The sequence below is a fragment of the Polynucleobacter sp. AP-Capit-er-40B-B4 genome (assembly GCF_018882245.1).
Taxonomy (GTDB): domain Bacteria; phylum Pseudomonadota; class Gammaproteobacteria; order Burkholderiales; family Burkholderiaceae; genus Polynucleobacter.
Window position 1 is genome coordinate 318723 of record NZ_JACVOV010000002.1, and the last position, 25825, is coordinate 344547.

A 25825-nucleotide genomic window follows, 5' to 3' on the forward strand; every position below is an offset into this window, starting at 1 on the left:
CATGAATAAGCCACTTCAGACCATTGACACCCATTCAGTCATGTTTATTACACCGCGTCCAGATGTGGTGATGGTTGAAGGTAAGGGCTCATGGCTAACGGATAACAATGGCAAGCGCTATTTAGACTTCCTACAAGGTTGGGCTGTGAACTGTTTGGGCCATGGCAATCCAGGAATGATTGAGGCACTCAATGCGCAAGCAAAGAAGTTGATCAATCCAAGTCCTGCGTTCTACAACGAACCCATGATTGGCTTATCTAATCTACTTACAGAAAACAGTTGCTTTAACAAAGTGTTCTTTGCGAACAGCGGTGCCGAGGCTAATGAAGGCGCAATTAAGTTGGCACGCAAATGGGGTCAGCTCAATAAATCTGGCGCCTTTGAAATCATCACCTTTGATCATAGTTTTCACGGACGCACATTGGCAACAATGAGTGCCTCCGGCAAACCAAACTGGGACACCATGTTTGCCCCACAAGTAGCAGGCTTTCCCAAGGCAGATCTAAACGACTTAGAGTCTGTGAAAAAACTCGTGACTGATAAAACAGTTGCGGTGATGCTCGAGCCGGTTCAAGGTGAGGGCGGCGTGATTCCAGCCACTAAAGAATTCATGCGCGAACTACGCAAGTTCACAAAAGAAAACAATATTCTTTTGATTGCTGATGAAGTGCAAGCAGGCTGCGGCCGCACTGGCGCCCTCTTTGCGTACCAAAACTATGGCATTGAGCCAGACATCATGACTTTGGGCAAAGGCATTGGTGGTGGCGTTCCATTGGCAGCCTTATTGGCTACCGATGCAGTTGCATGCTTTGTACCTGGTGATCAAGGCGGCACATACAACGGCAACCCTTTGATGACTGCAGTAGGTATTAGTGTGATTGAGCAGCTCTTGGCGCCAGGATTTTTAGATAGCGTTAAAGCCAAAGGCGAGCTACTCAAATCAGAATTACTCAAGCTTTGTACTGAATTTAATCTTGAAGGTGAACGCGGCGAAGGATTGCTGCGCGCTTTAATGCTCGGAAAAGACGTTGGCCCAAAACTGGTTGAGCTAGCGCGTGATCGTAGCCCCGAAGGTTTGTTGATTAATTCACCAAGACCAAACCTGTTGCGCTTTATGCCTGCTTTGAATGTATCTGATGACGAAATTCGTCAGATGTGCAATATGCTGCGTGAGTTACTCAAGAAAGTAGCATAAGAATTACCGCCGCTAACTGCCTACTTATTCACCAAGGTAGGCAGCTCTCACTCTTGAATCTTCCAGCAAATCTTTGCCAGATCCACTGAGAGTAATTAAGCCACTCTCCATCACATAAGCGCGATCTGCCATCTGTAAAGCCAGTCGTGCGTTCTGCTCTACGAGCAAAATAGTCATTCCGCTCGAGGACAGGCTCCGAACAACATCAAAAATGGTTTCAACCATGATTGGGGATAAACCCATTGATGGCTCATCCAATAGCAATAACTTAGGCTCAGCCATCATCGCCCTGCCCATTGCTACCATCTGCTGCTCACCACCAGAAAGCGTGCCTGCGAGCTGAGATAGGCGCTCTTTGAGCCTTGGGAAATACGAGCACACCTCTTCGAGCTTACGCTCGATATCTTTGGGGTTTGTCTTCAAATAAGCGCCCATTTGGAGATTCTCTAAAATCGTCATGCGCTTGAATACACCTCGCCCTTCCGGCACCATGCCCAGGCCCAGACGAACCAATTCATAAGCGGGCAACTTCCTAGTCTCCTGATTCGCAAAATGAATCTCGCCAGCTGCAGGCGTCAGCAAACCGGCAATGGCTTTCATACTAGAACTCTTGCCTGCGCCATTTGCCCCAATCAAGGCAACAAGCTCACCTTGATTGACATGTAAATCTATCCCTTTGACAGCGTTAATGCCGCCATAGGAGACCTTGAGATCTTTTACATTTAGTAAGGCGCTCATCATGCAGCCCCTTGTCCGAGATAGGCTCTGATGACCTCAGGATGCATACGCACATCTGCAGGCTTCCCAGAAGCAATCACCTTGCCGTAATCAAGCACAGTTAGGCTGTCACAAATACCCATCACCAAGCTCACATCATGCTCAATCAATAAAATCGTTTTACCGTCAGCACGAATGCGCAGCAATAACTCGCGAAGCTCCAGCTTCTCGGTGGCATTCATGCCAGCGGCTGGCTCATCCAGCGCCAAGAGCTTAGGCTCAGTCGCTAATGCTCTTGCAATCTCTAGGCGGCGCTGATGTCCGTAGGAAAGATTGCGCGCCTGCATACTGGCAAACTCACCAAGACCAACATAAGCCAAGAGCTGTTGGGCCTTTTCTCTGATAGAGCGCTCTTCACGCTTAGTAGATGGAAAGCGAAAAATTGCGCCTAGCAATCCAGCTTTAGTGCGGCAGTGACAACCCACCATCACATTTTCCAATACAGACATTTCACCGAAGAGACGAATATTCTGAAATGTTCTAGCAAGGCCAGATTTAGTTACTTCAGACACAGACTCTGGAAAATAAGATTGACCGTCAAATAAAAAGATTCCGGAGTCAGCCGGGTACAAGCCGGTAATGACATTAAAGAAGGTGGTCTTACCAGCGCCATTGGGGCCAATCAATCCAACGATTGCACTTTGCGCCACTTGCAGGCCAACAGAGTCTAGGGCTTGAACACCGCCAAAGCGTTTTGAAACATCGGTGACATCTAGAAGCAAGTGATCTGATCCTGTCATGACCTTGCTCCACTCTTTTGCCAAATGCCGCCTGGACGATAGAGCATGATCAAAATCAAAGCCAAGCCATAAATCAACTGGCGAATGATTTCCACGTCAACAATGATATGACCAAACAGAAACTGTTGAACCGGTTGAGCAATGCCGCGTAATACTTCCGGAAATACCGCCAAAAGTACAGCGCCCAAAATCACTCCTGGAATGTGTCCTATGCCGCCTAGAACCACCATAGCCAAGACAACGATGGACTCCCAGAGAGTGAATGATTCTGGAGAAACAAAGCCCTGAAAGGCGGAGAACAATACACCCGCTACTCCAGCAAAAGAAGCGCCAATAGCAAAGGCCAGCAATTTCATATTACGGGTATTGATACCCATCGCTTTAGCAGCGATCTCGTCTTCACGAATCGCGATCCAAGCACGTCCAATGCGCGAGTCTTGCAAATGTAGGCAAACGATGGCTACTGCGATTGCCAGCAGAAGGAATAAATAGAACACCAAATACAAACCAGGGATTTGCACAAAACCTAAATCCAAAGGCTTGGTAAAGGAGATGCCAAATAACTGGATAGGATCAATTCCGGAAATTCCCTTGGGGCCATTAGTGAGGTTTAGAGGGCGATCAAGGTTATTCATAAAGATACGAATAATTTCACCGAAACCCAAAGTCACAATCGCTAGGTAATCTCCACGCAATTGCAAAGTAGGCAAACCCAGGATCAAGCCAAATAAAGCAGCCAAGATGATCGAGAACACCGCAACCATCCAAGGTGAAAAATGCATGCCCTCTGGAAAACTCGCCGCAATACTTTCAAACTGAGTTGGCAAATGGGGGGAGGCTAATAAAGCAAAGCTATAAGCGCCTAATGCATAAAAAGCGATGTAACCCAAATCCAAAAGACCCGCAAAGCCAACCACTACGTTTAAGCCTAAAGCGAGCACGATATAGAGCAAAGCAAAATCGAGCACTCGCACCCAATAGTTACCACCACCAGCCCCTACTACCCAAGGCAGTAGCACTAAAGCAATGACTCCAAGCCATAGATAAGTAGATCGGTTCAAGCGATTGGTAAAAAAGCTGTTAAGCACGATCAGAAACCTTCTCACCCAACAAACCAGTCGGTCGCAATACCAAGACTAAGATTAATACCAAGAAAGCAAAAATATCCTGGTAGTTAGACCCAAAGACTCCACCAGTGAGCTCACCAATATATCCAGCGCCCAAAGATTCAATCAAGCCCAATAGCAGGCCACCCAACATGGCGCCCTGCAAATTTCCAATGCCACCCAGAACGGCAGCAGTAAATGCTTTAAGGCCGGGAATGAAGCCCATATAAAAATGGACGTTGCCATAGTTACTAGCAATCATCACACCCGCAAGACCTGCCAATGCGCCACCCAACATGAACGTAATGGAGATGACTCGATTTGGATTAACGCCCATCAGCGCAGCAATTTGAGTTTGCTCGGCAGTAGCACGCATTGCTCTGCCAAGCTTTGTTTTTTCAACCAAGAACAATAAGCCAGCCATCACCGCCAAGGCCACTATGATGATCACAATTTCTTTGCCGGTAATCGTCGCGCCACTGCCCCATAAATCGATTGGAGTTGACGGTAGCAATTGAGGATAAGTCATAGGATTGCGTGACCAAATCATCATCGCAATGGTTTGCAGCAAAATGGACATGCCAATAGCCGATATCAGCGGAGCCAAACGAGGCGCATTGCGAAGAGGCCGATAAGCAATCCGCTCAATCCAGTAACTCAATCCCGCACAGACTGCCATCGTAACTGGCAAGACAATCAGAAGGGTAAGCCAACCTGGCAAATCACTTGTAAAGCTCAAGATCAAGCGCAACAAGGAAAGTGAAACCATTGCGCCAATCATCAAGACTTCGCCATGTGCAAAATTGATGATCCCCAGCACGCCATATACCATGGTGTAGCCCAGCGCGATCAAGGCATAGATGCTACCTAGCACTAAGCCATTAATGATCTGCTGAAGAAGAATGTCCATGGAGATTGGGGATTTATTTAGACTTGATAAAAAAATAGCACCGCAGTAGCGGCGCCATTTTTTATTGTGGAGTCATTACATCTTAATGACATCAAGCACTGTTTTCTTTTTATCCTTGAAGTCATACAAGGTAATTACGCCCTCTTTCATATCGCCTTTGTTATCAAAAGCAATATTACCCACCAAGCCTTGCATTTTTGTATCGGGCATAGCAGCTAAAATCTTTGCAGGATCGGTTGAGTTTGAACGCCTCATAGAATCTACTAAGACATAGACAGCGTCGTATGTAAAAGGCGCATAAATCTGCACATCAGAATTAAAGCGCTCTTTGTAACGTTTCTGGAAGTCAGCACCTTGTGCCATCTTTGATAAAGCCATACCAGCCTCAGAGCAAGTTACATTCACTACAGCCTCACCTGCCAATTCAGCAAGCTTCTCGGTACACATACCATCGCCACCAACGACTTTCGCTTTAATGCCAAGCTCAGCCGCTTGTTTAGTTAATGGGCCACCGGTAGCATCCATGCCGCCGTACATGATGACGTCTGGCTTACTGCCTTTAATCTTCGTCAAGATAGCCTTGAAATCGGTAGCCTTGTTATTGCTCGCCTCACGAGTAACCACTTTCATACCAGCAGCTTTAACCGTTTTCTCAAATTCATCTGCTAGGCCTTTGCCGTACTGAGTGGAGTCATCAATAATGGCTACCGTTTTAGCCTTCAGTGTGTTGGCAACATAGTTGGCTAAAGCTGGACCTTGTTGTGCGTCAGTTGCCACCAAACGATAAGTCGTTTTAAAACCTTGCTTGGTGTAATCAGGATTAGTGGCGGATGGTGATACTTGTGTAATGCCTGCATCACTATAAATACGTGAGGCTGGAATACTTGTTCCAGAATTTAAGTGCCCCACTACGCCAACCACTTTGGCATCTACTAACTTTTGCGCCACTTGCGTAGCGGTCTTTGGATCTTCTGCGTCATCTTCTGGCACCAAAGTCAGCACCACTTTTTTGCCATCAATTGTTAAGCCCGCTTTATTGATTTCTTCGAGCGCTAAGCGTGCACCATTCTCATTATCTTTACCCAGGTGGGCAATAGGACCCGTGAGCGGAGCTACGTGACCGATTTTTACTTCAATGGCATCCGATGGAACTGCAGCAGATTTATCGCCACCCTTACCGCAAGCAGCCAGCAGTAAAGCCGAAGCTGCTAAAGCAATAGCACTTTTTGTAATGTGTGATTTGTTCATGTACAGCTCCTCTGTTATGAATAGGTACTTCAATCAACTAAATTTTTTGGCAAAGAAAAAGTAACGTCCTCAACTACGCCATCTAGTGGGCGCACCTGTCGAGGTCCAAACTCTTGAATACGACTGACAATGGACTGCGCCAAACTTTCTGGAGCAGAAGCCCCCGCAGTCAGACCAACTCGCTTTTTACCAACAAACCATTCTGGCTTGAGTTGATCCGGGGAGTCCACCATGTAAGAAGGAACACCAAGTTTTTCAGCGAGTTCACGCAAGCGATTAGAGTTCGAACTCGTAGCGCTTCCCACCACAATAACCACCTCAACTTGAGGGGCCATAAATTTCACAGCATCTTGACGATTCTGAGTGGCGTAACAAATATCTTGCTTACGAGGTTGAACAATATTGGGAAACTTTTTGGTTAACGCCTCAACAATTTCTTTCGTCTCATCCACTGAGAGAGTTGTCTGCGTAACAAATGCAATCTTCTCTTCAGCTGAGAACGGCAAATCGCTTACATCGCTAAGCTTCTCAATTAAGAACACGCCTTCCTTAACCTGACCCATAGTCCCCTCAACTTCAGGGTGCCCCGCATGACCAATCATCAATACTGTGAAACCATCTTTGCACATTTTGACGACTTCAAGATGAACCTTGGTAACCAGTGGACATGTGGCGTCATACACCTGCAAACCTCTTGCTTCAGCATCTTTGCGCACTTCTTGAGAGACCCCATGGGCACTGAATACAACAATGCCGCCCTTGGGAACCTCATGCAATTCCTCTACAAATACTGCGCCCTTATCGCGCAGTTCATTCACTACATATGCGTTATGCACAATTTCATGGCGCACATAGATCGGCGCCCCAAAACGATTAAGCGCTTCATTCACGATATTGATTGCACGATCAACACCCGCACAAAAACCGCGTGGTTGCGCCATCAAAATTTCTGCGTTATTGGAATCACTCATGGTTTACAGAATCGCCACAATCTCAGCTTCAAAAGTTACTGGTCTGCCTGCAAGTGGGTGATTGAAATCAAACCACGCGCCCTCATCATTGATCGATTGCAAAACGCCCGCGTACTGAGCACCACCCGGAGCATTGAACTCAATCACATCTCCAGGATTAAATTCCACATCGTCATCCCTACCTTCTTTCAAGGCCTTGAGGGACACCCACTGCACCAAATCTTCTTTGCGCTCACCAAAACTTTCTTCAGGTGCAAGCAGCGCACTTTTTTTCTCGCCCACACCTAAACCCAGTAAGACCTTTTCAAAGCAAGGAGCAAATTGTCCAGATCCCATCAAAACCGTCGCAGGACGATCGATAAAAGTATTGATATAGTCCTCCCCGTTAGGCAAGGTGAGCCGATAGTTGAGAGTCAAATAGGAATTAGGCAAAACGGTAAGCTTAGTCATAAGGTGATTGTATCTAGGCCAGCGCTAGCTGTGCACTCTCCAATTACTGGTTGGCCAAAAAATGAGCAACCTAGAGAGAAGCTTCGCACAAACGGAGCTGCAGCACTTTCTGACGCAGAATTACTCGCTATTTTTCTGCGGGTAGGCGTTAAAGGGAAAAGTGCCGTAGCCCTCGCCAAGGATCTACTTCATCATTTTGGAAGCCTCCCCCGGCTGCTAGCCAGTAGTTCTCAAGAATTAACCCAGATTCATGGCATGGGCCTGTCTAAGTGGGCGCAAATTCAAGCAGCCTATGAGCTGGTGAAACGAAGCTTAGAAGATGGCCTGTCCCAGGACCCCATCTTTTCATCGCCCAACCATGTCAGGGAGTTCCTGCAGGCCAAAATTGGCCGCCTTCCCCATGAGGTCTTCCTTTGTCTTTACTTAGACTCCCGGCTGCACTTAATTGAATGTGAGGAGCTTTTTAGAGGCTCCATTACCCAGACAGCTATTTACCCCCGGGAGATACTCAAAGAGGCTCTAGCGAAAAATGCTAGCGCCCTCATCGTCGCCCATAACCACCCCAGCGGCAATCCATTGCCCAGTGATGCAGACCAGGAGCTCACAAAGGTGCTCATAAACGCACTCCAATTGGTAGATATTCAGCTCTTGGATCACTGCATTGTGAGTGGCAGTGGTTTTTTCTCTTTTTCCGATGCAGGCCTTATGAAAAATAGCAATAAATGAGAGTAATTACTAACTTATTGGGTTATTTTAGGGTTGACGACTCTTTTTAAGATCAAATCCCCCAAACTAAAGACAATTAGGGCTAGCCCAAAACAGGCTGGGACTGATACAATCTTCTTTTTTCGCAATTAATGGAGTTATGTCATGGCAAAAGTTTGCCAAGTCACTGGGAAGAAGCCGATGGTTGGCAACAATGTATCCCATGCAAACAATAAAACGAAGCGTCGCTTTTTGCCGAATTTGCAAAACCGTCGTTTCTGGGTTGAATCTGAAAACCGTTGGATTAGCTTGCGCTTAACCAATGCTGGTTTGCGCGTAATCGACAAGAACGGCATCGATGCTGTGTTGTCTGATCTCCGTGCACGTGGCGAAATTTAAGGAGCGCACAAATGGCTAAAGGCGGCAGAGAAAAAATCAAGTTAGAGTCATCAGCAGGTACTGGTCACTTCTATACAACTTCAAAAAACAAGCGTACTAAGCCTGAGAAAATGGAGATCATGAAGTTCGATCCAACCATTCGCAAGCACGTTGCTTATAAAGAAACAAAGCTGAAGTAATCTTTACTTCGAGCAAATAAAAAACCCGCTACAACAGCGGGTTTTTTATTGTCTGTAAATTGACTTAAGCGTAACGACGCAATCTCAAAGAGAACTCACGCAGGCTAGTTAAGCCACTCTCTTCTGCACGCTGACACCAAGCGTGTAACTGCGATAGTAGTTGTTCTTTAGTGGCAGAGGAACGGCTCCAGATGGCTTGCAACTCACGACGCATTTCAATCATCTTGCGTAACTGAGCATTGCTTGCCATTAGCTCTTCAAGCTTTAATTTCTCTTGCTCAGTCAAGCGAGATTCATCTTTAGCCAACCAGGTTCGCGCATCACTTAAATGCGCAGCCAATATCTGCATATGCTGCACCTCATTGCTAAAGAAGCTACGCAATGTCTTGCTATAACGCGCCATGATTTCATAGCGGTTCGCAATGATGGCCTCTAAGGTATTTTGATCCGCTGGGCGCAAGTCACTCAGCACAGGCTTGGGTGGGGTCTTCTTAACAGTTGCCAAACCAACTGCGCTCATGATCTGGATATACATCCAACCGATATCAAACTCATACCATTTATTCGATAGCTTTGCGCTGGTAGCAAAGGTGTGGTGATTGTTATGCAGCTCTTCACCGCCAATCAAAATGCCCCAGGGCAAAATGTTTCTGGAAGCATCTTCGCAATCAAAGTTGCGATAGCCCCAAAAGTGACCAATGCCATTGATCACGCCAGCAGCTGTAATTGGGATCCACAACATTTGCACTGCCCAAACTGTTAAGCCAATTGCGCCAAATAAAAACACATCAATGATGAGCATGATGGCAACACCCTGCCAAGAAAATTTGGAGTAAATGTTGTGCTCAATCCAATCGTCGGGAGTGCCGTGGCCAAACTTATCGAGAGTCTCCTGATTAGCGGCTTCTTTTTTGTAAAGCTCAGCGCCTCGGGAAAGCACAGTATTAATACCCAAAACTTGCGGGCTATGCGGATCATCCACAGTCTCGCACTTAGCGTGATGCTTACGATGAATAGCGGCCCACTCTTTGGTCACCATACCCGTGGTTAACCATAGCCATAAACGGAAGAAATGTGAAACGATTGGGTGCAGATCTAAAGCACGGTGCGCCTGGCAACGATGCAAGAAAATAGTCACTGCAGCAATCGTGATGTGGGTGGCTACCAAAGTGAAAACGGTAATCTGCCACCAAGACCAATCTAAATATCCATTGGCAAGCCAGTGGAGAAACAAATCAAAACCTGATGCTGTATTCAAAAGGGATTCCCTAAAGAGATCTAAAACTCTATTTTAGTTCTTTAGGGGCCTTCTTGTTTTTGACCTTAGTCTCTTTTTGGTCGTCTTTTTCAGATTCGGAGGCTGGAGCGGCTGCCTTCTTTTGGAAAACTGCTCCAAAGAAACCGTCCGTTCCATGAATATGAGGCCATAACTGCCACCAAGGATTGTCGGCACTACATCCAAGAGGTAATTTTTCCTTTGTAAACAATGGCTTAAGAACTTCTGCGGCTGGAACAACCTCAAATTGGGGGTGTTTTGCCAGAAAATCCTCGGCAATTGCCTGATTTTCTTGAGGCAATAAGCTGCAGGTCGCATAAACCAGGCGGCCCCCCGGCTTTAATAACCGAGCTGCCGAGTGCAAGATGCTCATTTGCTTCTGGTTTAGCTCCAAAACCCCCTCTGGGGTTTGGCGCCATTTAAGGTCGGGGTTGCGTCGCAAAGTACCCATACCACTACAAGGGGCATCTACCAGCACACGATCAATCTTTCCGGCAAGGCGCTTGATCTTGGCGTCGTTCTCGCTATCAATCCATACCGGATGCACATTAGAAAGGCCGCTACGAGCCTGTCTTGGCTTCAAATTGGCTAAGCGGCGCTCGGATGTATCTAAAGCATAGAGACGCCCTGTAGAGCGCATGATGGCTCCAATCGCCAAAGTCTTGCCGCCTGCGCCAGCGCAAAAATCCACAACCATCTCACCGCGCTTCGGTGCGAGCAGATAAGCCAAAAGTTGACTGCCTTCATCCTGCACTTCAAACATACCCGCTTTAAAGCCTGGCGTATTTTGTAAAGCGGGTTTACCCATAATGCGCACACCATCTGGTGCATATGGAGTAGGGATTGCTTGATAGCGACCACCTAATGCATTCATCTGCGCAAGCAATTCTTCGCGATTGGTTTTCATAGTGTTCGCACGTAAATCCAATAATGCTGGATGCATTAAAGATTTGGCTAACTCTTCACGAGTTTCTTCACCAGGATATTTACCAAATGCATCCCACAACCATTCAGGCAAATTATTGCGAACGAGAGGATTTAAAGCAGCGGGATCAACTGTTGCAAAACGTTGTAACCATTCATATTCACCAGCTTTTAATACATGGGCTAAGTCAGCAATGGCACTCTCTGCGCGATTGGCAGAGCCCAATCCCCCTTCGGACAAAGCAGACAGCAAACCCAATAGGGCTAAGCGTCTAGCTTGAGAGCCTTCACCGCTAGAAGCAAATTGGGAGAACTCATTTTTACGACGCAAAATCGCAAACGCACTCTCAGCAATCAAAGCACGGTCACGATTTCCAAGTTGTTTCTCTTCTCTGAAATAACGACTGACTACTCGGTCGGCTGGCTGCTCAAAACTGAGCAACTCTGGAAGCAAGCGCTCTAGATGAATTGCATGTTGCGGCAATGCTTTTGCATTAGAAAAATTCTTTTGGCCTTCAGGTGCAATCAAATTGCCGCTAGCATTGCGGCGCTCAGGTCGACGCAATGGATCTTTCGATTTCGCTGCGTAACTTTTGTGGGGGGCTAATCTGCTGCCAGATTTACGGGGTGGACGTTCTGCACTCATAATTTAAAAAATTGCGACTCCGGGGGTTGTAACTTCACTTGATTACCTTCTATTCGCAATCGTCCATCGAGGAACCATTTTACGGCCCGCGGGTAAATTTGATGCTCAGCCGTCAAAACCCGAGCTGCCAAGGCGTCTGCATCGTCCCCCTCTAGCACTGGAACTGAGGCCTGACAAATAATTGGACCCTCATCCACACCCTCATTCACAAAGTGGACCGTAGCGCCGTGCTCCTTGACTCCTGCCTCTAAGGCCCGCTCATGAGTATGCAAGCCAGGGAAGGCGGGCAGCAGGGCTGGGTGGATATTGATTAAACGACCCTCAAAATGACGGATAAATCCAGGGGTCAAAATTCTCATAAATCCGGCAAGAACCACTAAATCCGCCCCCAAGGCATCGATCTGCTGAATGAGGGCTGCATCAAAAGACTCGCGGGTAGCATGCTCTTTGTGTTCAATTGCAAATGCTGGGATGCCCTGCGAGCGAGCAAAATCAAGGCCCTTAGCCGCTGAGTGATTCGCTATTACCCCGGCAAAAGTGACTGGCCATTGCTCTTTTTGAGCTGTTTTGACGATGGCCTCGAAATTAGATCCGCGGCCTGAGATTAAGGTGACGATAGAAGGCATGCCCACAATATAATTGATGGCTACCCTGAAAGCGATTTTGTGAACGTATTCCGTGGCCCCACCCAGTTTTCTGCAGGACCAGCTTGTGCCCTAACCATCGGCAATTTCGATGGCGTGCACAGGGGTCATCGCGCCCTGCTCAAAGAACTCGTTGATGGCGCTAAGACTCGCGGCTTGGTCAGCTGCGTCATGACCTTTGAGCCACATCCAAAAGAATTCTTCTCCCCGGACCAAGCACCACCCCGCATTCTGAATTTACGTGACAAATTGGCAGCGCTTGCTGATCTCGGAATTGACCGTGTTGTTGTAGAACATTTCAATACTGCTTTTGCAAAACTCTCACCCGAAGAATTTGTATCTGAAATTATTGTCAAACGATTAAACGCTAAATGGATTTTGATTGGTGATGATTTTTGCTACGGCGCAAAACGAGCGGGTAACTTTGCTAGCTTAAAAGCTGCTGGCGAAAAATATGGTTTTGAGGTGTCCAGTATTCAGACGATTCAAGAAGGTGGCGAACGTATTTCTAGTTCTGCACTTCGCGCCGCCCTCGCAAGTGGTGACATGCTACTCGCTGAAAAATTACTAGGTCGCCCTTACGGAATCTCTGGTCACGTCATTCATGGTCAACAGCTTGGTCGTCAACTAGGATTTCCCACTTTGAATTTAGCGGTTGCCAATCACCTGCATCATCGCAAACCAGCGACAACTGGAATCTTCACCGCACAAGTTTTAGGTTTGAGCGATAAACCCTTACCAGCAGTGGCTAGTCTGGGCGTCAGACCCACAGTGGAAGATGAAGGCAGAGTATTGCTAGAGACCCATATTTTTGATTACAACGCGGATGTATACGGAAAAATTATCACCGTAGAACTCTTAGAAAAAATCCGTGATGAGGCGAAGTACCCAGACCTCGAAACCCTTACACAAGCGATTGCATCTGATGCAGCGCATGCCAGAAATTATTTCCAGAAAAAAGCTTATGTCTGAAAAAGAAAACTCTTACCCCGTAAATCTACTAGATACCTCCTTTCCAATGCGAGGAGATCTTGCTAAGCGCGAACCACAGTGGGTAGCTGGATGGCAAAAAAATAAGTTATACGAAAAGATTCGTGCTGCTCATGCCAACCAACCAAAATTTATTTTGCATGATGGGCCGCCGTATGCGAATGGTGACATTCATATTGGTCATGCTGTTAATAAAATTCTGAAGGATATGATTGTGAAGTCCCGTTGGTTAATGGGCTTTGATTCCGTCTACGTTCCAGGATGGGATTGTCATGGCATGCCAATTGAAATTCAGATTGAAAAAGAATTTGGTAAAAATTTACCAACTGCAGAGGTTCAATCCAAAGCGCGTGCGTATGCTCATGTCCAGGTTGAAAAACAGAAGAAAGATTTTGAGCGCTTAGGTGTATTGGGGGATTGGAATAACCCCTACCTCACCATGAACTTCCGTAACGAAGCTGATGAAATCCGTGCTTTGGGCAAGATCTGGGAAAAAGGCTATGTCTTTCGCGGCTTAAAGCCGGTGAACTGGTGCTTTGATTGCGGCTCTGCGCTTGCAGAAGCTGAAGTGGAATATCAAGATAAAACTGATCCAACAGTTGATGTCGGTTTTGCATTTGATGATGCGCAGCGTCCACAGCTAGCAAAAGTATTTGGACTGCCTGAGTTACCTAATAAGCCAGGTCAAATTGTGATCTGGACAACAACACCTTGGACTATTCCTGCCAACCAAGCGATGAACGTTCATCCAGAGCTTACTTATGCCCTAGTAGATGTTGGTGAAAAATTATTAATCCTCGCAAAAGATCGCGTTGAAACTTGTTTGCAAGACTATGGCCTTGAAGGTAAAGTGATTGCCACTTGCCAAGGTGCGCAGTTAGCGAACATTTCTTTCTGGCACCCGTTGGCGCCATTACACGAGGGCTACAAACGCCTCTCTCCAATTTATCCAGCTGAATATGTCACGCTCGACACAGGTACAGGCATTGTTCACTCAGCACCAGCTTATGGTGAGGAAGACTTTAAATCCTGCAAAGCTAACAAACTTGCTGATAAAGACATTCTCAATCCAGTCATGGGTAATGGTGTGTACGCGTCTTGGTTGCCACTCTTCGCTAATGAATACATCTGGAAAGCAAACCCTAAGATTGTTGAAGCAATGCGTGAAGCAGGCAGTCTCTTGCGCGATAAAACCTATACACACTCATACATGCATTGCTGGCGCCATAAGTCGCCGATTATTTACCGCGCCACCTCACAGTGGTTTGCAAGTATGGATAAGAAACCATCCGACGGTAAAGCCAGCTTGCGTGAGACTGCATTGGCCGGCATTGAAAGCACTGAGTTCTTCCCGGCTTGGGGTAAGCAGCGCTTAAACAGCATGATTGCCAACCGCCCTGACTGGACTTTGTCACGTCAGCGCCAATGGGGTGTGCCAATGGCTTTCTTCGTCCATAAAGAGAGTGGTGATCCACACCCACGCACTGTTGAGCTCCTTGAAGAAATTGCTAAACGAGTAGAAAAAGAAGGTATTGAAGCCTGGCAAAAATTAGAGGTTGCAGAACTGCTGGGCGAAGAAGCTGCCCAATATGAAAAGAACAAAGATACTTTAGACGTTTGGTTTGACTCCGGCACAACGCATTGGCATGTCATTCGTGGTTCACACCGTGATGAGTTGTTAACTGCTGAAGCAGAAACACCAAATGGTCGCTTGGCTGATTTATACCTTGAGGGCTCAGACCAGCATCGCGGCTGGTTCCATTCCTCATTGTTAACGGGCGCAATGCTCGATGGCAAGCCACCATACAAAGCACTCTTGACTCACGGCTTCACCGTGGATGGTCAAGGACGCAAGATGAGTAAGTCAGTGGGCAATGTGATTGCCCCTCAACAAGTAGCAGACAAGCTTGGCGCAGAAATTATTCGCCTCTGGGTTGCCTCTACCGACTACTCAGGCGAAATGACGATCTCGGATGAGATTCTCAAACGCGTTACTGAGAGTTATCGCCGTATTCGCAATACCTTGCGCTTCTTGTTGGCCAACCTGTCGGATTTTGATCCTAGCAAGCACGCCATGCCTGCAGACCAATGGCTTGAGATTGATCGCTACGCTGTTGCGCTTGCCAACGTACTACAGCATGATGTGGAAGCGCACTACAAAGCCTATGAATTCCAACCTGCGGTTGCTCGCATGTTGACTTTCTGCTCTGAAGATTTAGGCGGCTTCTACCTCGACATTCTGAAAGATCGTCTCTATACCAGCGCGCCAGACTCTCCTGATCGCCGTGCAGCACAGAACGCCCTATTCCATATCACCCGTAATCTCTTGAAGTGGCTCTCTCCATTCCTCTCCTTCACTGCTGAAGAGGCCTGGAAAGACTTTCCACATGGCTCAGGAAGCAAACCTGCTGAATCCATCTTTATGGAAGAGTTTGGCCAGTTCCCGGAAATCGCTCATGCAAATGAGTTGCTCGCCAAATGGAGTCGTATTCGCGAAATTCGCTCTGAAGTTACCAAGGCAATTGAAGTCGAGCGTGAGGCCGGCAATGTGGGCTCATCCCTGCAAGCCGAACTGACAATCAAAGTTGGTGATGTCGACTTTGCAATTTTGCATTCACTTGAAGATGACTTACGCTTTGTCACCATCACCTCTAGTGCCAATATTGAGTTAAGTAATGCCGGCTTAGAAGTATTGGTACGCGGTAGCCAATATAAAAAGTGTGGTCGCTGCTGGCATCACACCAAAGATGTCGGAGGCGATGCTGATCACCCAGAATTATGTGGTCGCTGTATCAGCAACTTATTTGGCGATGGCGATCACCGCCTATTTGCCTAAGATACTTGTATATGAAAAGCCTCGCCCTGCTTCGTTACTTTGCAATTACGACCATCGTGCTCTTGCTAGACCAACTCAGCAAGTGGTCAGCGCTGAGTAATTTGCAAATGGGTGTACCTGTGCCGGTATTACCTTTTATGAACTGGTTGCTCCTCTTTAATCCAGGCGCAGCATTTTCATTTTTAGCAGAGGGCTCTGGTTGGCAGCGTTGGTTCTTTACCATCCTTGGTCTAGGGGCATCGATTTATATTATTTGGCTATTGTTTAAAAGCCAAAGCGACAAACTACTCTGCATAGCCCTGAGCCTTATCTTGGGTGGAGCCCTGGGCAATGTATTGGATCGAGTGATGTATGGCGCTGTAGTCGACTTTATTGACCTGTATTACGCCAATTGGCATTGGCCGGCATTCAATATTGCTGACAGTGCCATTTGTGTTGGTGCCGCCCTCATCATTTGGGGTGAATTACGTAAGTCATTTGGCAAATCCGCCCAATCCCATTAAGCTGGCGCCATGCAATCACTTTTAAATAAGAAGATCGTTCTCGGAATCTCTGGCGGCATTGCAGCCTACAAGGCTCCAGAGCTCGCGCGCCAATTAATGCAAGAAGGCGCCTCGGTACAAGTCGTGATGACTGAAGCCGCACAACAATTTGTAACGCCAGTAACCATGCAAGCCCTCACAGGCAACCCGGTTTACTTAAGCCAATGGGATAGCAGCATTCCAAATAACATGGCGCACATTGAACTATCTCGCTCAGCGGATGCGATTTTGATTGCACCTACAAGCGCTGATCTGATGGCCAAACTTTCACTAGGCTTAGCAGATGACCTATTGACTACTCTTTGCCTCGCAAGAGATTGTCCACTTCTGCTGACTCCAGCAATGAATAAACAAATGTGGGAGCATACAGCTACCCAGAGAAGTGCTCAAAGACTAGCTTCTGATGGCGTTACTCTTCTGGGGCCTGCGAGCGGCTTCCAGGCATGTGGCGAAGTTGGTATGGGCCGCATGCTCGAACCCGCTGAAATTACCGAGCAACTTATTGCCTTCTTCCAAAAAAAATCCTTAACCGGTAAAAAAGTACTAATTACTGCTGGCCCTACTTTTGAAGCAATCGATCCAGTGCGAGGTATTACCAACCACAGCTCAGGCAAGATGGGTTTTGCAATTGCAAGAGCTGCTGTTGAAGCTGGCGCTCAAGTCCACCTCATTGCCGGCCCCTGCGATCTTGATACGCCACTTCTAGCAACAGGCCAAATTACCCGCACTAACGTGGTTAGCGCTAAAGAAATGCACGCAGCCGCCTTAAATGCTACCGACTGCGATATCTTCTTTGCTGTAGCTGCTGTTGCTGACTGGGGAATCGCGAAGCCGGCCAAAGAGAAATTAAAGCGCCAAGGCAATCAAGCACCAAACCTCGAGTTTGTCGCTAACCCAGATATCTTGCTAGATGTTGCCAAGGCGGCGAAGACCAAAGGTGGCAAGTCTTACCCTTATTGCGTTGGCTTTGCAGCAGAATCAAATGACTTGGAAAAGCATGCTGACGAAAAGCGCAAGCGCAAAGGTATCCCGATGATTGTGGGCAATATCGGCCCTGATACATTTGGTAGCGACCTCAATCAATTAATTGTTATTGACGCTAGCGGCAATAGGAAAATCGCTAAGGCAGAAAAACTGCAATTAGCACGCCAACTCATTCAGCTAGTCGCTAAGAAAATTTAATCGGCACCCCCCCACCCCCTTTTTTTACTTACATTCCCCGTTTTAGGAAATTCCATGCAATCTCTCCAAGTCAAAATTCTCGATGAACGTATGCGCGACCAATTGCCAACCTATGGCACACCTGGTAGCGCTGGACTCGATCTGCGCGCTTGCATTGATGAGTCGATCGAAATTGCCCCAGGTCAAACCATTCTTGTTCCAACTGGCTTGGCAATATACGTGGAAGATCCAGGCTATGCAGCCTTCATTCTCCCGCGCTCAGGCTTAGGTCATAAACACGGCATCGTACTGGGCAACCTAGTGGGCCTAATCGATTCTGACTACCAGGGTCAACTGATGGTGAGTACCTGGAACCGTGGATCAACCCCATTTAAGCTTGAACCAATGGAGCGCTTGGCTCAATTAGTGGTAATGCCGGTGCAACAGGTTGAACTTAAAGTGGTTGAAGAATTCACGGAAAGCAGTCGTGGTGCAGGTGGCTTTGGTAGCACTGGCAGAGCTTAAGCCATACCCATTTTTTAATGCCTACATCGTTGAAACAAAAAAGCCACCCGTAGGTGGCTTTTCTTTTGGCCACAAATTGCTTACTTACGAATATGCGCTTTACGAGCAGCATCTTGTGACATGCCAGCACCAGCGCCTTCACGAGACTCTTTTTCAGCGGTAATTTCTTTACGGCGCTCCTTGCAAGAACCAGCAATCTCTTGCAATGCTTTACGCGCACGAGCAGCAGAGGCTTTAATACCTTTGCCTTGAAACTTTTCATTTTCTGCTTTGTAGGTTTCAAAAGCTTCTAGTAATTTATCGTGATGAGACATGTTTTCCTTTTTTGGTTTGTGTTTATTTAGATAAATGGGTTCATTAAATTTCTTCGGCTGGTGCCACATCAGCCTTAGTACGCTTTCCTGGCAATACCGGTGCATCAAAGTTCAAGAGCACTTTACCATCCGCATCAATGTCAACATCTACATGACCGCCTTGGGCTAGCCTACCAAAAAGAAGTTCATCAGCTAACGCTTTGCGTACTGTATCCTGAATGATCCGCTGCATTGGGCGAGCGCCCATTAAAGGATCAAAGCCATGCTTAGCCAGGTGAGCACGCAAGGCAGCGCTGAAAGTAGCATCCACTTTTTTCTCATGTAATTGCTCTTCAAGCTGCATCAAGAACTTATCAACCACGCGCATGATGATGGACTCATCGAGCGCCTTGAAGGAGACGATGGCATCCAAACGATTACGGAACTCTGGTGTAAAGAACTTCTTGATATCCGCCATCTCATCACCAGACTCACGGGCATTGGTAAAGCCGATGGTGGATTTCTGCATTGCTTCGGCACCAGCATTTGTAGTCATGATGATGATTACGTTTCGGAAATCCGTCTTACGACCGTTGTTGTCCGTCAAAGTTCCATGGTCCATTACCTGCAACAAGATATTGAAGATATCTGGATGGGCTTTTTCAATTTCATCGAGCAGGAGCACGCAATGCGGCTTTTTATTGACAGCCTCAGTAAGTAAGCCACCTTGGTCGAAACCAACATAACCTGGAGGCGCACCAATTAAACGACTCACCGCATGGCGCTCCATGTACTCAGACATATCAAAACGTAGCAACTCAATGCCAAGGATGTATGCGAGTTGTTTAGCCACCTCAGTCTTACCAACCCCAGTGGGGCCAGAGAATAAGAAAGAGCCAATCGGACGGTCAATCTTGCCAAGACCGGCGCGAGTCATCTTAATAGCGCTAGCCAAGGATTCAACTGCAGGGTCTTGACCAAATACGACGCTCTTGATGTCACGATCTAAAGTTTGTAGCTTACTGCGGTCGTCCACAGTGACTGATTGTGGCGGTATACGTGCAATCTTCGCAACGATCTCTTCGATCTCTGGGCGACCGATAGTTTTCTTCTGCTTAGACTTCGGCAAAATACGTTGTGCAGCACCAGCCTCATCAATCACATCAATTGCTTTATCCGGCAAATGACGGTCATTGATATAACGAGCAGACAGTTCAGCAGCAGCCACCAATGCACCAGCCGCATACTTCACGCTGTGATGCTCTTCGAAGCGTGATTTCAAGCCACGAAGAATTTGCACTGTTTGATCTACGGTTGGCTCTACTACATCTACTTTTTGAAAGCGACGTGATAGAGCAGCATCTTTTTCAAAAATACCGCGGTACTCTGTAAAGGTGGTCGCACCGATACATTTAAGCTGACCATTGGACAACGCAGGCTTTAATAAATTACTAGCATCAAGAGTTCCGCCAGATGCAGCACCTGCACCGATTAGCGTATGAATCTCATCAATAAATAAAACACCATGGGCATGATCTTTAAGGGACTTGAGAACACTCTTCAAGCGCTGCTCAAAATCACCGCGATATTTAGTGCCCGCCAAGAGCGCACCCATATCTAATGAGTAAACCGTAGCATTGGCCAAAATATCAGGAACATCGCCTTTAACAATTCTCCAGGCTAAGCCCTCAGCAATCGCTGTTTTACCTACGCCAGCCTCACCAACCAATAATGGATTGTTCTTGCGGCGACGACACAATACTTGAATGACGCGCTCCACTTCGCTCTCACGCCCAATCAATGGGTCAATCTTGCCTTGACGAGCCATCACGTTAAGGTTCTGTGTGTACTGCTCAAGGGGGCTCTCTTTACCAGAAGAACCAGTCTCTTCAGTCTCTTGAGTAGGCTCAGCCGGCTTTACATGTTCAGACTGATCTTTGCGCACACCATGACTGATGAAATTCACTACATCCAAACGTGTAACGCCTTGCTGCTGCAAGAAATACACTGCATGCGAATCTTTTTCACCAAAGATAGCAACCAAAACATTTGCACCAGTCACTTCCTTCTTGCCATTTGATGTGGATTGCACATGCATGATGGCTCGCTGAATAACACGCTGAAAACCTAATGTCGGTTGTGTATCGACTTCGTCGTTACCCGGCACTACGGGCGTGTTGTCATTAATAAAGTTTTTGAGCTGCGCGCGCAGCTCTGCAATATTGACTGCGCAGGCTTTTAATACCTCGACAGCAGTAGCGTTATCAAGTAAGGCCGCAAGTAAATGCTCGACCGTAATGAACTCATGTCGCGATGCCCTTGCGTCAACAAACGCCATGTGCAAACTCACTTCTAATTCTTGGGCAATCATGCTTCCTCCATAGTGCACTGTAGTGGATGACCCGCTTCACGGGAGAGTTCGATAACTTGATGCACTTTTGTGGCAGCAACATCGCGAGTAAAAATTCCGCAAACGCCCTTACCTACCAAATGCACTTGCAACATAATGCGTGTAGCTGTTTCATGATCTTTATTAAAATACTCCTGAATCACCATCACCACAAATTCCATAGGCGTGTAATCGTCATTCAATAGTAAAACTTTATACATCGAAGGCGCCTTGACTTGCTCGACCTGCTTTTCGAGAAGAATGGTGTCTTCAACATATGGGTTACCGGGGTTACCGGTAGTGGGATTTTTTGGTGCGCGACTCATGAGAAACATTCTAAACACAGATATTGAAACTTTAATTTCCTAGGGTCTTGTTGCGAAAACCACGCAAAAACCCCTCTTAAACCCATATTGGGGCATTTTTCGATAAAAAAAGGGGTATTTACTAGGGGGTAGGGGCATATAACTCCTTGACACCCCTCCAAAAAGGGCAAACAATCAGGGGGTAGGCTTCAAGAGAGGTTCTATTTAGGCGTGTTGTGGATTGAGACTGATTAAAAAGTATTTACCCTCATCACGGTTGTTTTAAGTTTATGTAATGGAGTTCGCATGGCGACCGGAATTGTTAAGTGGTTCAATGATGCAAAAGGTTTTGGCTTTATCAAACCTGATGATGGTGAAGAAGAGTTGTTCGCGCATTTCAGCGCAATTACTATGCCTGGGTTCAAAACCCTTAAGGAAAACCAAAAGGTAACGTTTGACATTACCCAAGGCCCTAAAGGCAAGCAAGCTACCAATATCCAAGCGGCTTAATAGTCCTTAGATCATTATTAAAAACCCAGGATTCGTTCCTGGGTTTTTTTTCGTCTGCAATTTGCCTCACTTAAAATGCACATCATGTCTATTTCAAAAAACAACTTCATCAAACTATTTGCCACCCTCTTTTTCTTTGGCTCGAGCCTTGCACTAGCTCAAGTCAATACTGGCCTACCCACTATTGAACTTAAGGCTGGCATATACCGTATTCAGGCTGAGCTAGCGGATACACCTAAAGCAAGAGAAGTGGGCCTCATGAACCGCACTAGCATGCCAACCAATTCCGGAATGTTGTTTGTATTCGAACAAAAGGCAGGCCATTGTTTCTGGATGAACAACACTAAGATCCCACTATCCATTGCATTCATTGCAGATGACGGCAAGATTGTGAATATCGAAGAGATGCAAGCAGAAACTACCAATAACCACTGCCCTAAAGCAGCCGTGCGTTACGCGTTAGAAATGAACAAGCAGTGGTTTTCAGAAAGAGTGATCGTGCCAGGTACGGTGGTTACTGGCCTACCTAAGAAATAAGAAAAATAAAAGGCAATAAAAAAACGCAGACCTCGGTCTGCGTTTTGCTTTACAGGAATGCTTCTTTATTCAAAGTGACAAACATAGTGCACAGGTTGCTCAGCACGAATAATGAAATAACCACCCTTTTCCACTTCCCAGCTTTGGCCTGCCTTGAACTCTTGCTCAGGGGCACCATTGATGCTGACAAAAGCAGTGCCATCAACCACTTCCATGACTTCTTTGGCACTTAAGTCAAAGCGTAAGGTACTTGGCAATACAACGCCAACTGACTTACGTACGCCATTTGACAATGTCACGGTATGAGAAACACATTTACCATCGAAAAATACATTGGCTTTTTTGCCTACGGAAACTTGATCAAATTGCATGCTGATTCTTTCTATTCTGTTTTGTTTCTAATCGTTTATTTGAATTTTCTTTTCGTTATTTCTTAGCGCGCTTACGTCTAGCTATTTCAGCAATACGCATGCGCAAAGCATTGAGTTTGATAAAGCCACCAGCATCCGCCTGGTTATAAGCACCACCATCATCATCAAATGTTGCAATATTCTGATCAAACAAAGTATTGGCTGAATCACGTGAGATAACGGATACAGAGCCCTTGTAGAGCTTCAAGCGAACTACACCATTGACTGCTTGTTGAGTATGGTCGATCAGTGTTTGCAAAGCTAAACGCTCTGGTGCCCACCACAAGCCGTTGTAGATCAAGCTTGCATAGCGTGGCATCAAATCATCTTTTAAGTGAGCCACTTCGCGATCCAGGGTAATGCTCTCAATGCCGCGGTGAGCCTTGAGCAAGATGGTGCCACCAGGAGTTTCATAGCAACCACGGCTCTTCATGCCAACAAAACGGTTTTCTACCAGATCCAAACGACCGATGCCGTGCATACCACCAATGCGGTTTAATTCAGCAAGCAACTCATGTGGCTTATACGCTTTGCCATTAATTGCTACAGGATCACCTGCTTTAAATTCAATTTCGATAATCTCTGGAGCATCTGGTGCCTTCTCAGGAGACACAGTCCAACGCCACATAGACTCTTCAGCCTCAGCATTTGGGTTTTCCAAATGACGGCCTTCGTAGCTGATGTGCAATAAGTTGGCATCCATAGAATATGGAGAGCCGCCTTGCTTATGCTTCATCTCAACTGGAATGCCATGCTTTTCTGCATACGCCATCAACTTTTCACGCGAGAGAAGATCCCATTCACGCCAAGGTGCGATCACTTTAATACCTGGCTCTAATGCGTAGTAGCCCAACTCAAAACGCACCTGGTCATTACCTTTACCTGTAGCACCATGTGATACAGAATCAGCACCAGTTAAACGAGCGATTTCAATTTGACGCTTAGCAATTAAAGGGCGGGCAATAGATGTGCCTAACAAGTATTCGCCTTCGTAAATCGTATTTGCACGGAACATTGGAAACACGAAGTCACGCACGAACTCTTCACGCAAGTCATCGATAAAAATGTTTTCTGGCTTGATACCAAATTGCAAAGCCTTAGCCCTTGCTGGCTCGAGCTCTTCGCCTTGACCCAAATCCGCAGTAAAGGTCACAATCTCACAGCCATAGGTATCTTGAAGCCACTTCAAGATCACGCTTGTATCGAGACCACCGGAATACGCTAAGACTGCTTTTTTAATATCGGACATTTTTTATTCAATCAAAAATTAAAACGAATTACAAAAATTTTTACTTAATCCAAACGGCCACAGAGCAAATACTCCATCAGAGCCTTTTGGACGTGCAAACGATTTTCTGCCTCTTCCCACACAATACTTTGTGGACCATCGATCACTCCAGCTGAAACTTCTTCGCCACGATGGGCTGGCAAGCAGTGCATAAATAAAACATCTGGCTTGGCTAAGGACATTAATTCCTCATCCACCATCCAGTCTTTGAAAGCGTTCATGCGAGATGTATTTTCATCTTCATAACCCATGCTGGTCCAAACATCGGTAGACACGAGGTCAGCACCTTTACAAGCATCTTTAGGATCAGCGCAAATTGTCAAATGCTTTGCTGCATTTGGTGTCAAACGTGCTGGATCTAATTGATAACCTTCTGGTGCAGAGAAGCGCAACTGAAAGTCTAAGCATTCAGCCGCTTGTAGCCAGGTGTAAGCCATATTGTTTGCATCACCTACCCAAGCGACGGTCTTGCCTTGAATTGGGCCACGCGCCTCAACAAAAGTGAAGATGTCAGCCAAAACTTGGCAAGGATGAAATTCATTAGTCAGGCCGTTAATTACTGGAACGCGCGAATTCGACGCAAAGCGCTCAATAATTTCCTGACCAAAGGTGCGAATCATGATGATGTCAGTCATCCTTGAAATCACCTGCGCAGCGTCCTCTACAGGCTCGCCACGGCCTAACTGAGTATCGCGGGTGTTCAGGTATACGGCATGGCCACCAAGCTGGTGAATGCCCGCCTCGAACGACAGGCGCGTACGAGTGGAATGCTTCTCAAAAATCATCGCCAAAGTTCGGTCATGCAGTGGATGCCAAGTTTCATAACTCTTGAACTTAGCCTTTAGCCATGCTGAACGCTTGAGCAAATAGTCATATTCCTCGCGAGTGAGGTCAGAAAACTGCAGGTAGTGCTTTACCTGACCGGGCACTTGCGGCTTTGCCAAGGATGTCATAGTTGAGCTTTCTACTAAAGTTTTGGCTTGCATTTTTTTCTTCAAACATTCGGCTGCACGAAAATGGACCCTAAAGTCATCTTACGGCCAACTCAGGCTGTTAAGCTAGAGGGCTTAGTAATACTATTTTCTACAACCATCTTTACGCGAACTTGAACCACAAAAAGCTTTTCATTCAAGGCATTACCACCTCTGGCAAACCATTTCGGCCCAGCGATTGGGCGGAGCGTCTGTGCGGGGTGATGGCTACTTTTCGCCCACCCGGTGACTCCGGGGACCCTCGCTTCACTTATTCGCCCTACGTCAGACCCGTACTGATTGCAAAAGTGAAATGCGTTGTTATTGATACCAGACTAGGGGACCTAGATCCTAGAGCGCTAGACTTTGTCATGAACTTTGCCAAAGACAACAGCCTACCAATCGAAGAGGCATGTGAGTTCAACCCAGCAGCCCCAACCCAGCCTTAAAAACAAAAACCCGCTCTGATGAGGAGCGGGCTTAGGTCGAAACTACTTCGACCAGCCTAAAACTAAAATCGTATTACGCAGCCATCGCCTTGATAGCTGCGGACAAACGTGACTTCTGACGAGCAGCAGTATTTTTGTGAGCAATCTTTTTGTCAGCAATCTTGTCGATTGTTGCTTGAGTCGCTGCGAATACTTTTGCAGCAGCCGCTTTGTCGCCAGTTTCAATCGCTTTACGTACTGCCTTGATGGAAGTGCGGAGCTTTGAACGCAAACTGGAGTTATGTTCGTTTTGTTTTACTGCTTGGCGTGCACGCTTGCGCGCTTGTGCTGTATTGGCCATCTTTAAACCTTGCCTCTATAAATTGCAAAATGCGATTAGTTAAAAATCTTGCGGACTTGCCAGATTCATAAGCAAGCTCGCCAAAACCCAAGATTTTACCTTAAAGGGG

29 protein-coding genes are annotated in these 25825 nt (G+C 46.7%); 12 read left to right on the top strand and 17 right to left on the bottom strand.

The features are described 5' to 3' along the window. Window position 1 precedes the first annotated feature (1 nt). A complete protein-coding gene (locus ICN19_RS06605) occupies window positions 2-1195 on the top strand; it encodes an acetylornithine transaminase (protein WP_216246369.1) in 1194 nt (397 codons plus the stop codon). A gap of 24 nt (window positions 1196-1219) precedes the next feature. Here the strand turns inward: ICN19_RS06605 and ICN19_RS06610 are convergent, their stop codons facing one another. The 7 genes from ICN19_RS06610 to ICN19_RS06640 all read right to left on the bottom strand — a co-directional run bounded on the left by ICN19_RS06610 (window position 1220) and on the right by ICN19_RS06640 (window position 7397). After that, on the bottom strand, window positions 1220-1936 hold the full coding sequence (locus ICN19_RS06610; protein WP_216246371.1) for an ABC transporter ATP-binding protein: 717 nt from the start codon (window positions 1934-1936) through the stop codon (window positions 1220-1222). Further along, complete coding sequence (locus ICN19_RS06615) at window positions 1933-2712, bottom strand: ABC transporter ATP-binding protein (RefSeq protein WP_216246374.1); 780 nt, start codon at window positions 2710-2712, stop codon at window positions 1933-1935. The genes ICN19_RS06610 and ICN19_RS06615 overlap by 4 nt, the downstream gene beginning before the upstream one ends. Further along, on the bottom strand, window positions 2709-3800 hold the full coding sequence (locus tag ICN19_RS06620; RefSeq protein ID WP_216246376.1) for an ABC transporter ATP-binding protein: 1092 nt from the start codon (window positions 3798-3800) through the stop codon (window positions 2709-2711). Before ICN19_RS06620 ends, ICN19_RS06615 begins: the two co-directional genes overlap by 4 nt. Next, complete coding sequence (locus ICN19_RS06625; protein WP_216246378.1) at window positions 3793-4728, bottom strand: branched-chain amino acid ABC transporter permease; 936 nt, start codon at window positions 4726-4728, stop codon at window positions 3793-3795. Before ICN19_RS06625 ends, ICN19_RS06620 begins: the two co-directional genes overlap by 8 nt. A 75-nt stretch (window positions 4729-4803) precedes the next feature. Next, on the bottom strand, window positions 4804-5976 hold the full coding sequence (locus tag ICN19_RS06630; RefSeq protein ID WP_216246380.1) for a branched-chain amino acid ABC transporter substrate-binding protein: 1173 nt from the start codon (window positions 5974-5976) through the stop codon (window positions 4804-4806). Window positions 5977-6005: 29 nt separating this feature from the next. Further along, window positions 6006-6947 carry a 4-hydroxy-3-methylbut-2-enyl diphosphate reductase gene (gene ispH / locus ICN19_RS06635; protein WP_216246382.1) on the bottom strand — a complete coding sequence of 314 codons (942 nt, stop codon included), beginning with the start codon at window positions 6945-6947 and terminating at the stop codon, window positions 6006-6008. A 3-nt stretch (window positions 6948-6950) separates the two neighbouring features. Further along, window positions 6951-7397 carry a peptidylprolyl isomerase gene (locus ICN19_RS06640; protein ID WP_215347591.1) on the bottom strand — a complete coding sequence of 149 codons (447 nt, stop codon included), beginning with the start codon at window positions 7395-7397 and terminating at the stop codon, window positions 6951-6953. A gap of 30 nt (window positions 7398-7427) precedes the next feature. Here ICN19_RS06640 and radC point away from each other — a divergent pair, with 30 nt between their 5' ends. The 3 genes from radC (at window position 7428) to rpmG (ending at window position 8680) form a co-directional block, all read left to right on the top strand. Further along, the gene (radC, locus tag ICN19_RS06645; protein WP_370625161.1) at window positions 7428-8123 is read left to right on the top strand and encodes a DNA repair protein RadC; all 696 of its coding nucleotides are present in this window, start codon (window positions 7428-7430) and stop codon (window positions 8121-8123) included. A gap of 144 nt (window positions 8124-8267) precedes the next feature. Next, the gene (gene rpmB / locus ICN19_RS06650; protein ID WP_011903570.1) at window positions 8268-8501 is read left to right on the top strand and encodes a 50S ribosomal protein L28; all 234 of its coding nucleotides are present in this window, start codon (window positions 8268-8270) and stop codon (window positions 8499-8501) included. An 11-nt stretch (window positions 8502-8512) separates the two neighbouring features. Next, window positions 8513-8680 (top strand): 50S ribosomal protein L33, encoded by a 168-nt coding sequence (gene rpmG, locus ICN19_RS06655; RefSeq protein WP_015421876.1) that lies wholly within the window; start codon window positions 8513-8515, stop codon window positions 8678-8680. A gap of 64 nt (window positions 8681-8744) precedes the next feature. Here rpmG and ICN19_RS06660 read toward each other — a convergent pair whose 3' ends face one another. The 3 genes from ICN19_RS06660 to purN are packed head-to-tail and all read right to left on the bottom strand — an operon-like array spanning window position 8745 to window position 12152. Further along, entirely contained in the window at window positions 8745-9938 is a 1194-nt protein-coding gene (locus ICN19_RS06660; protein ID WP_216246394.1) for an acyl-CoA desaturase, read from the bottom strand. 28 nt (window positions 9939-9966) lie between these two features. After that, a complete protein-coding gene (locus ICN19_RS06665) occupies window positions 9967-11526 on the bottom strand; it encodes an RsmB/NOP family class I SAM-dependent RNA methyltransferase (protein WP_216246396.1) in 1560 nt (519 codons plus the stop codon). Beyond that, complete coding sequence (purN, locus tag ICN19_RS06670) at window positions 11523-12152, bottom strand: phosphoribosylglycinamide formyltransferase (protein WP_216246398.1); 630 nt, start codon at window positions 12150-12152, stop codon at window positions 11523-11525. The genes ICN19_RS06665 and purN overlap by 4 nt, the downstream gene beginning before the upstream one ends. Window positions 12153-12191: 39 nt before the next feature. On the opposite strand from purN, the gene ICN19_RS06675 reads away from it, so the two are divergent. The 5 genes from ICN19_RS06675 to dut are packed head-to-tail and all read left to right on the top strand — an operon-like array spanning window position 12192 to window position 18224. Then, complete coding sequence (locus ICN19_RS06675; protein WP_216246400.1) at window positions 12192-13142, top strand: bifunctional riboflavin kinase/FAD synthetase; 951 nt, start codon at window positions 12192-12194, stop codon at window positions 13140-13142. Further along, window positions 13117-15996, top strand: coding sequence for an isoleucine--tRNA ligase (gene ileS / locus ICN19_RS06680; RefSeq protein WP_370625181.1), 2880 nt, complete (start codon window positions 13117-13119; stop codon window positions 15994-15996). The genes ICN19_RS06675 and ileS overlap by 26 nt, the downstream gene beginning before the upstream one ends. 11 nt (window positions 15997-16007) lie before the next feature. After that, window positions 16008-16499 carry a signal peptidase II gene (gene lspA / locus ICN19_RS06685; RefSeq protein WP_216246404.1) on the top strand — a complete coding sequence of 164 codons (492 nt, stop codon included), beginning with the start codon at window positions 16008-16010 and terminating at the stop codon, window positions 16497-16499. A gap of 9 nt (window positions 16500-16508) precedes the next feature. Next, on the top strand, window positions 16509-17720 hold the full coding sequence (coaBC, locus tag ICN19_RS06690; RefSeq protein WP_216246406.1) for a bifunctional phosphopantothenoylcysteine decarboxylase/phosphopantothenate--cysteine ligase CoaBC: 1212 nt from the start codon (window positions 16509-16511) through the stop codon (window positions 17718-17720). 54 nt (window positions 17721-17774) lie between these two features. Next, window positions 17775-18224: a dUTP diphosphatase gene (dut, locus tag ICN19_RS06695; protein WP_216246407.1), complete on the top strand. Its 450-nt coding sequence runs from the start codon at window positions 17775-17777 to the stop codon at window positions 18222-18224. Window positions 18225-18304: 80 nt separating this feature from the next. On the opposite strand, the gene ICN19_RS06700 is transcribed toward dut, so the two are convergent. Genes ICN19_RS06700 through clpS form a run of 3 tightly spaced genes read right to left on the bottom strand, consistent with a single transcriptional unit; the run spans window position 18305 to window position 21241 of the window. Beyond that, a complete protein-coding gene (locus ICN19_RS06700) occupies window positions 18305-18538 on the bottom strand; it encodes a hypothetical protein (protein WP_068320954.1) in 234 nt (77 codons plus the stop codon). A 43-nt stretch (window positions 18539-18581) separates the two neighbouring features. After that, window positions 18582-20888, bottom strand: a complete 2307-nt coding sequence (gene clpA, locus ICN19_RS06705; RefSeq protein WP_216246409.1) for an ATP-dependent Clp protease ATP-binding subunit ClpA — start codon at window positions 20886-20888, stop codon at window positions 18582-18584. Continuing rightward, complete coding sequence (gene clpS / locus ICN19_RS06710; RefSeq protein ID WP_216860663.1) at window positions 20885-21241, bottom strand: ATP-dependent Clp protease adapter ClpS; 357 nt, start codon at window positions 21239-21241, stop codon at window positions 20885-20887. Before clpS ends, clpA begins: the two co-directional genes overlap by 4 nt. A 276-nt stretch (window positions 21242-21517) precedes the next feature. Here clpS and ICN19_RS06715 point away from each other — a divergent pair, with 276 nt between their 5' ends. Further along, window positions 21518-21721, top strand: a complete 204-nt coding sequence (locus tag ICN19_RS06715; RefSeq protein WP_011903586.1) for a cold-shock protein — start codon at window positions 21518-21520, stop codon at window positions 21719-21721. A gap of 84 nt (window positions 21722-21805) precedes the next feature. Then, window positions 21806-22258 (top strand): DUF192 domain-containing protein, encoded by a 453-nt coding sequence (locus tag ICN19_RS06720; RefSeq protein WP_216246411.1) that lies wholly within the window; start codon window positions 21806-21808, stop codon window positions 22256-22258. A gap of 65 nt (window positions 22259-22323) precedes the next feature. Here ICN19_RS06720 and ICN19_RS06725 read toward each other — a convergent pair whose 3' ends face one another. From ICN19_RS06725 to argF, 3 genes are read right to left on the bottom strand one after another with little or no spacing between them, the layout of a single operon-like run. Beyond that, the gene (locus ICN19_RS06725) at window positions 22324-22629 is read right to left on the bottom strand and encodes a pyrimidine/purine nucleoside phosphorylase (RefSeq protein WP_216246412.1); all 306 of its coding nucleotides are present in this window, start codon (window positions 22627-22629) and stop codon (window positions 22324-22326) included. 55 nt (window positions 22630-22684) lie between these two features. Continuing rightward, window positions 22685-23917, bottom strand: a complete 1233-nt coding sequence (locus tag ICN19_RS06730; RefSeq protein ID WP_216246413.1) for an argininosuccinate synthase — start codon at window positions 23915-23917, stop codon at window positions 22685-22687. A 44-nt stretch (window positions 23918-23961) separates the two neighbouring features. After that, on the bottom strand, window positions 23962-24909 hold the full coding sequence (gene argF, locus ICN19_RS06735) for an ornithine carbamoyltransferase (RefSeq protein WP_216246912.1): 948 nt from the start codon (window positions 24907-24909) through the stop codon (window positions 23962-23964). A 152-nt stretch (window positions 24910-25061) separates the two neighbouring features. On the opposite strand from argF, the gene ICN19_RS06740 reads away from it, so the two are divergent. Next, window positions 25062-25376, top strand: a complete 315-nt coding sequence (locus ICN19_RS06740; RefSeq protein WP_068320842.1) for a DUF3579 domain-containing protein — start codon at window positions 25062-25064, stop codon at window positions 25374-25376. Window positions 25377-25449: 73 nt separating this feature from the next. On the opposite strand, the gene rpsT is transcribed toward ICN19_RS06740, so the two are convergent. Then, window positions 25450-25716, bottom strand: a complete 267-nt coding sequence (gene rpsT, locus ICN19_RS06745) for a 30S ribosomal protein S20 (RefSeq protein ID WP_068320845.1) — start codon at window positions 25714-25716, stop codon at window positions 25450-25452. Window positions 25717-25825 lie beyond the last annotated feature (109 nt).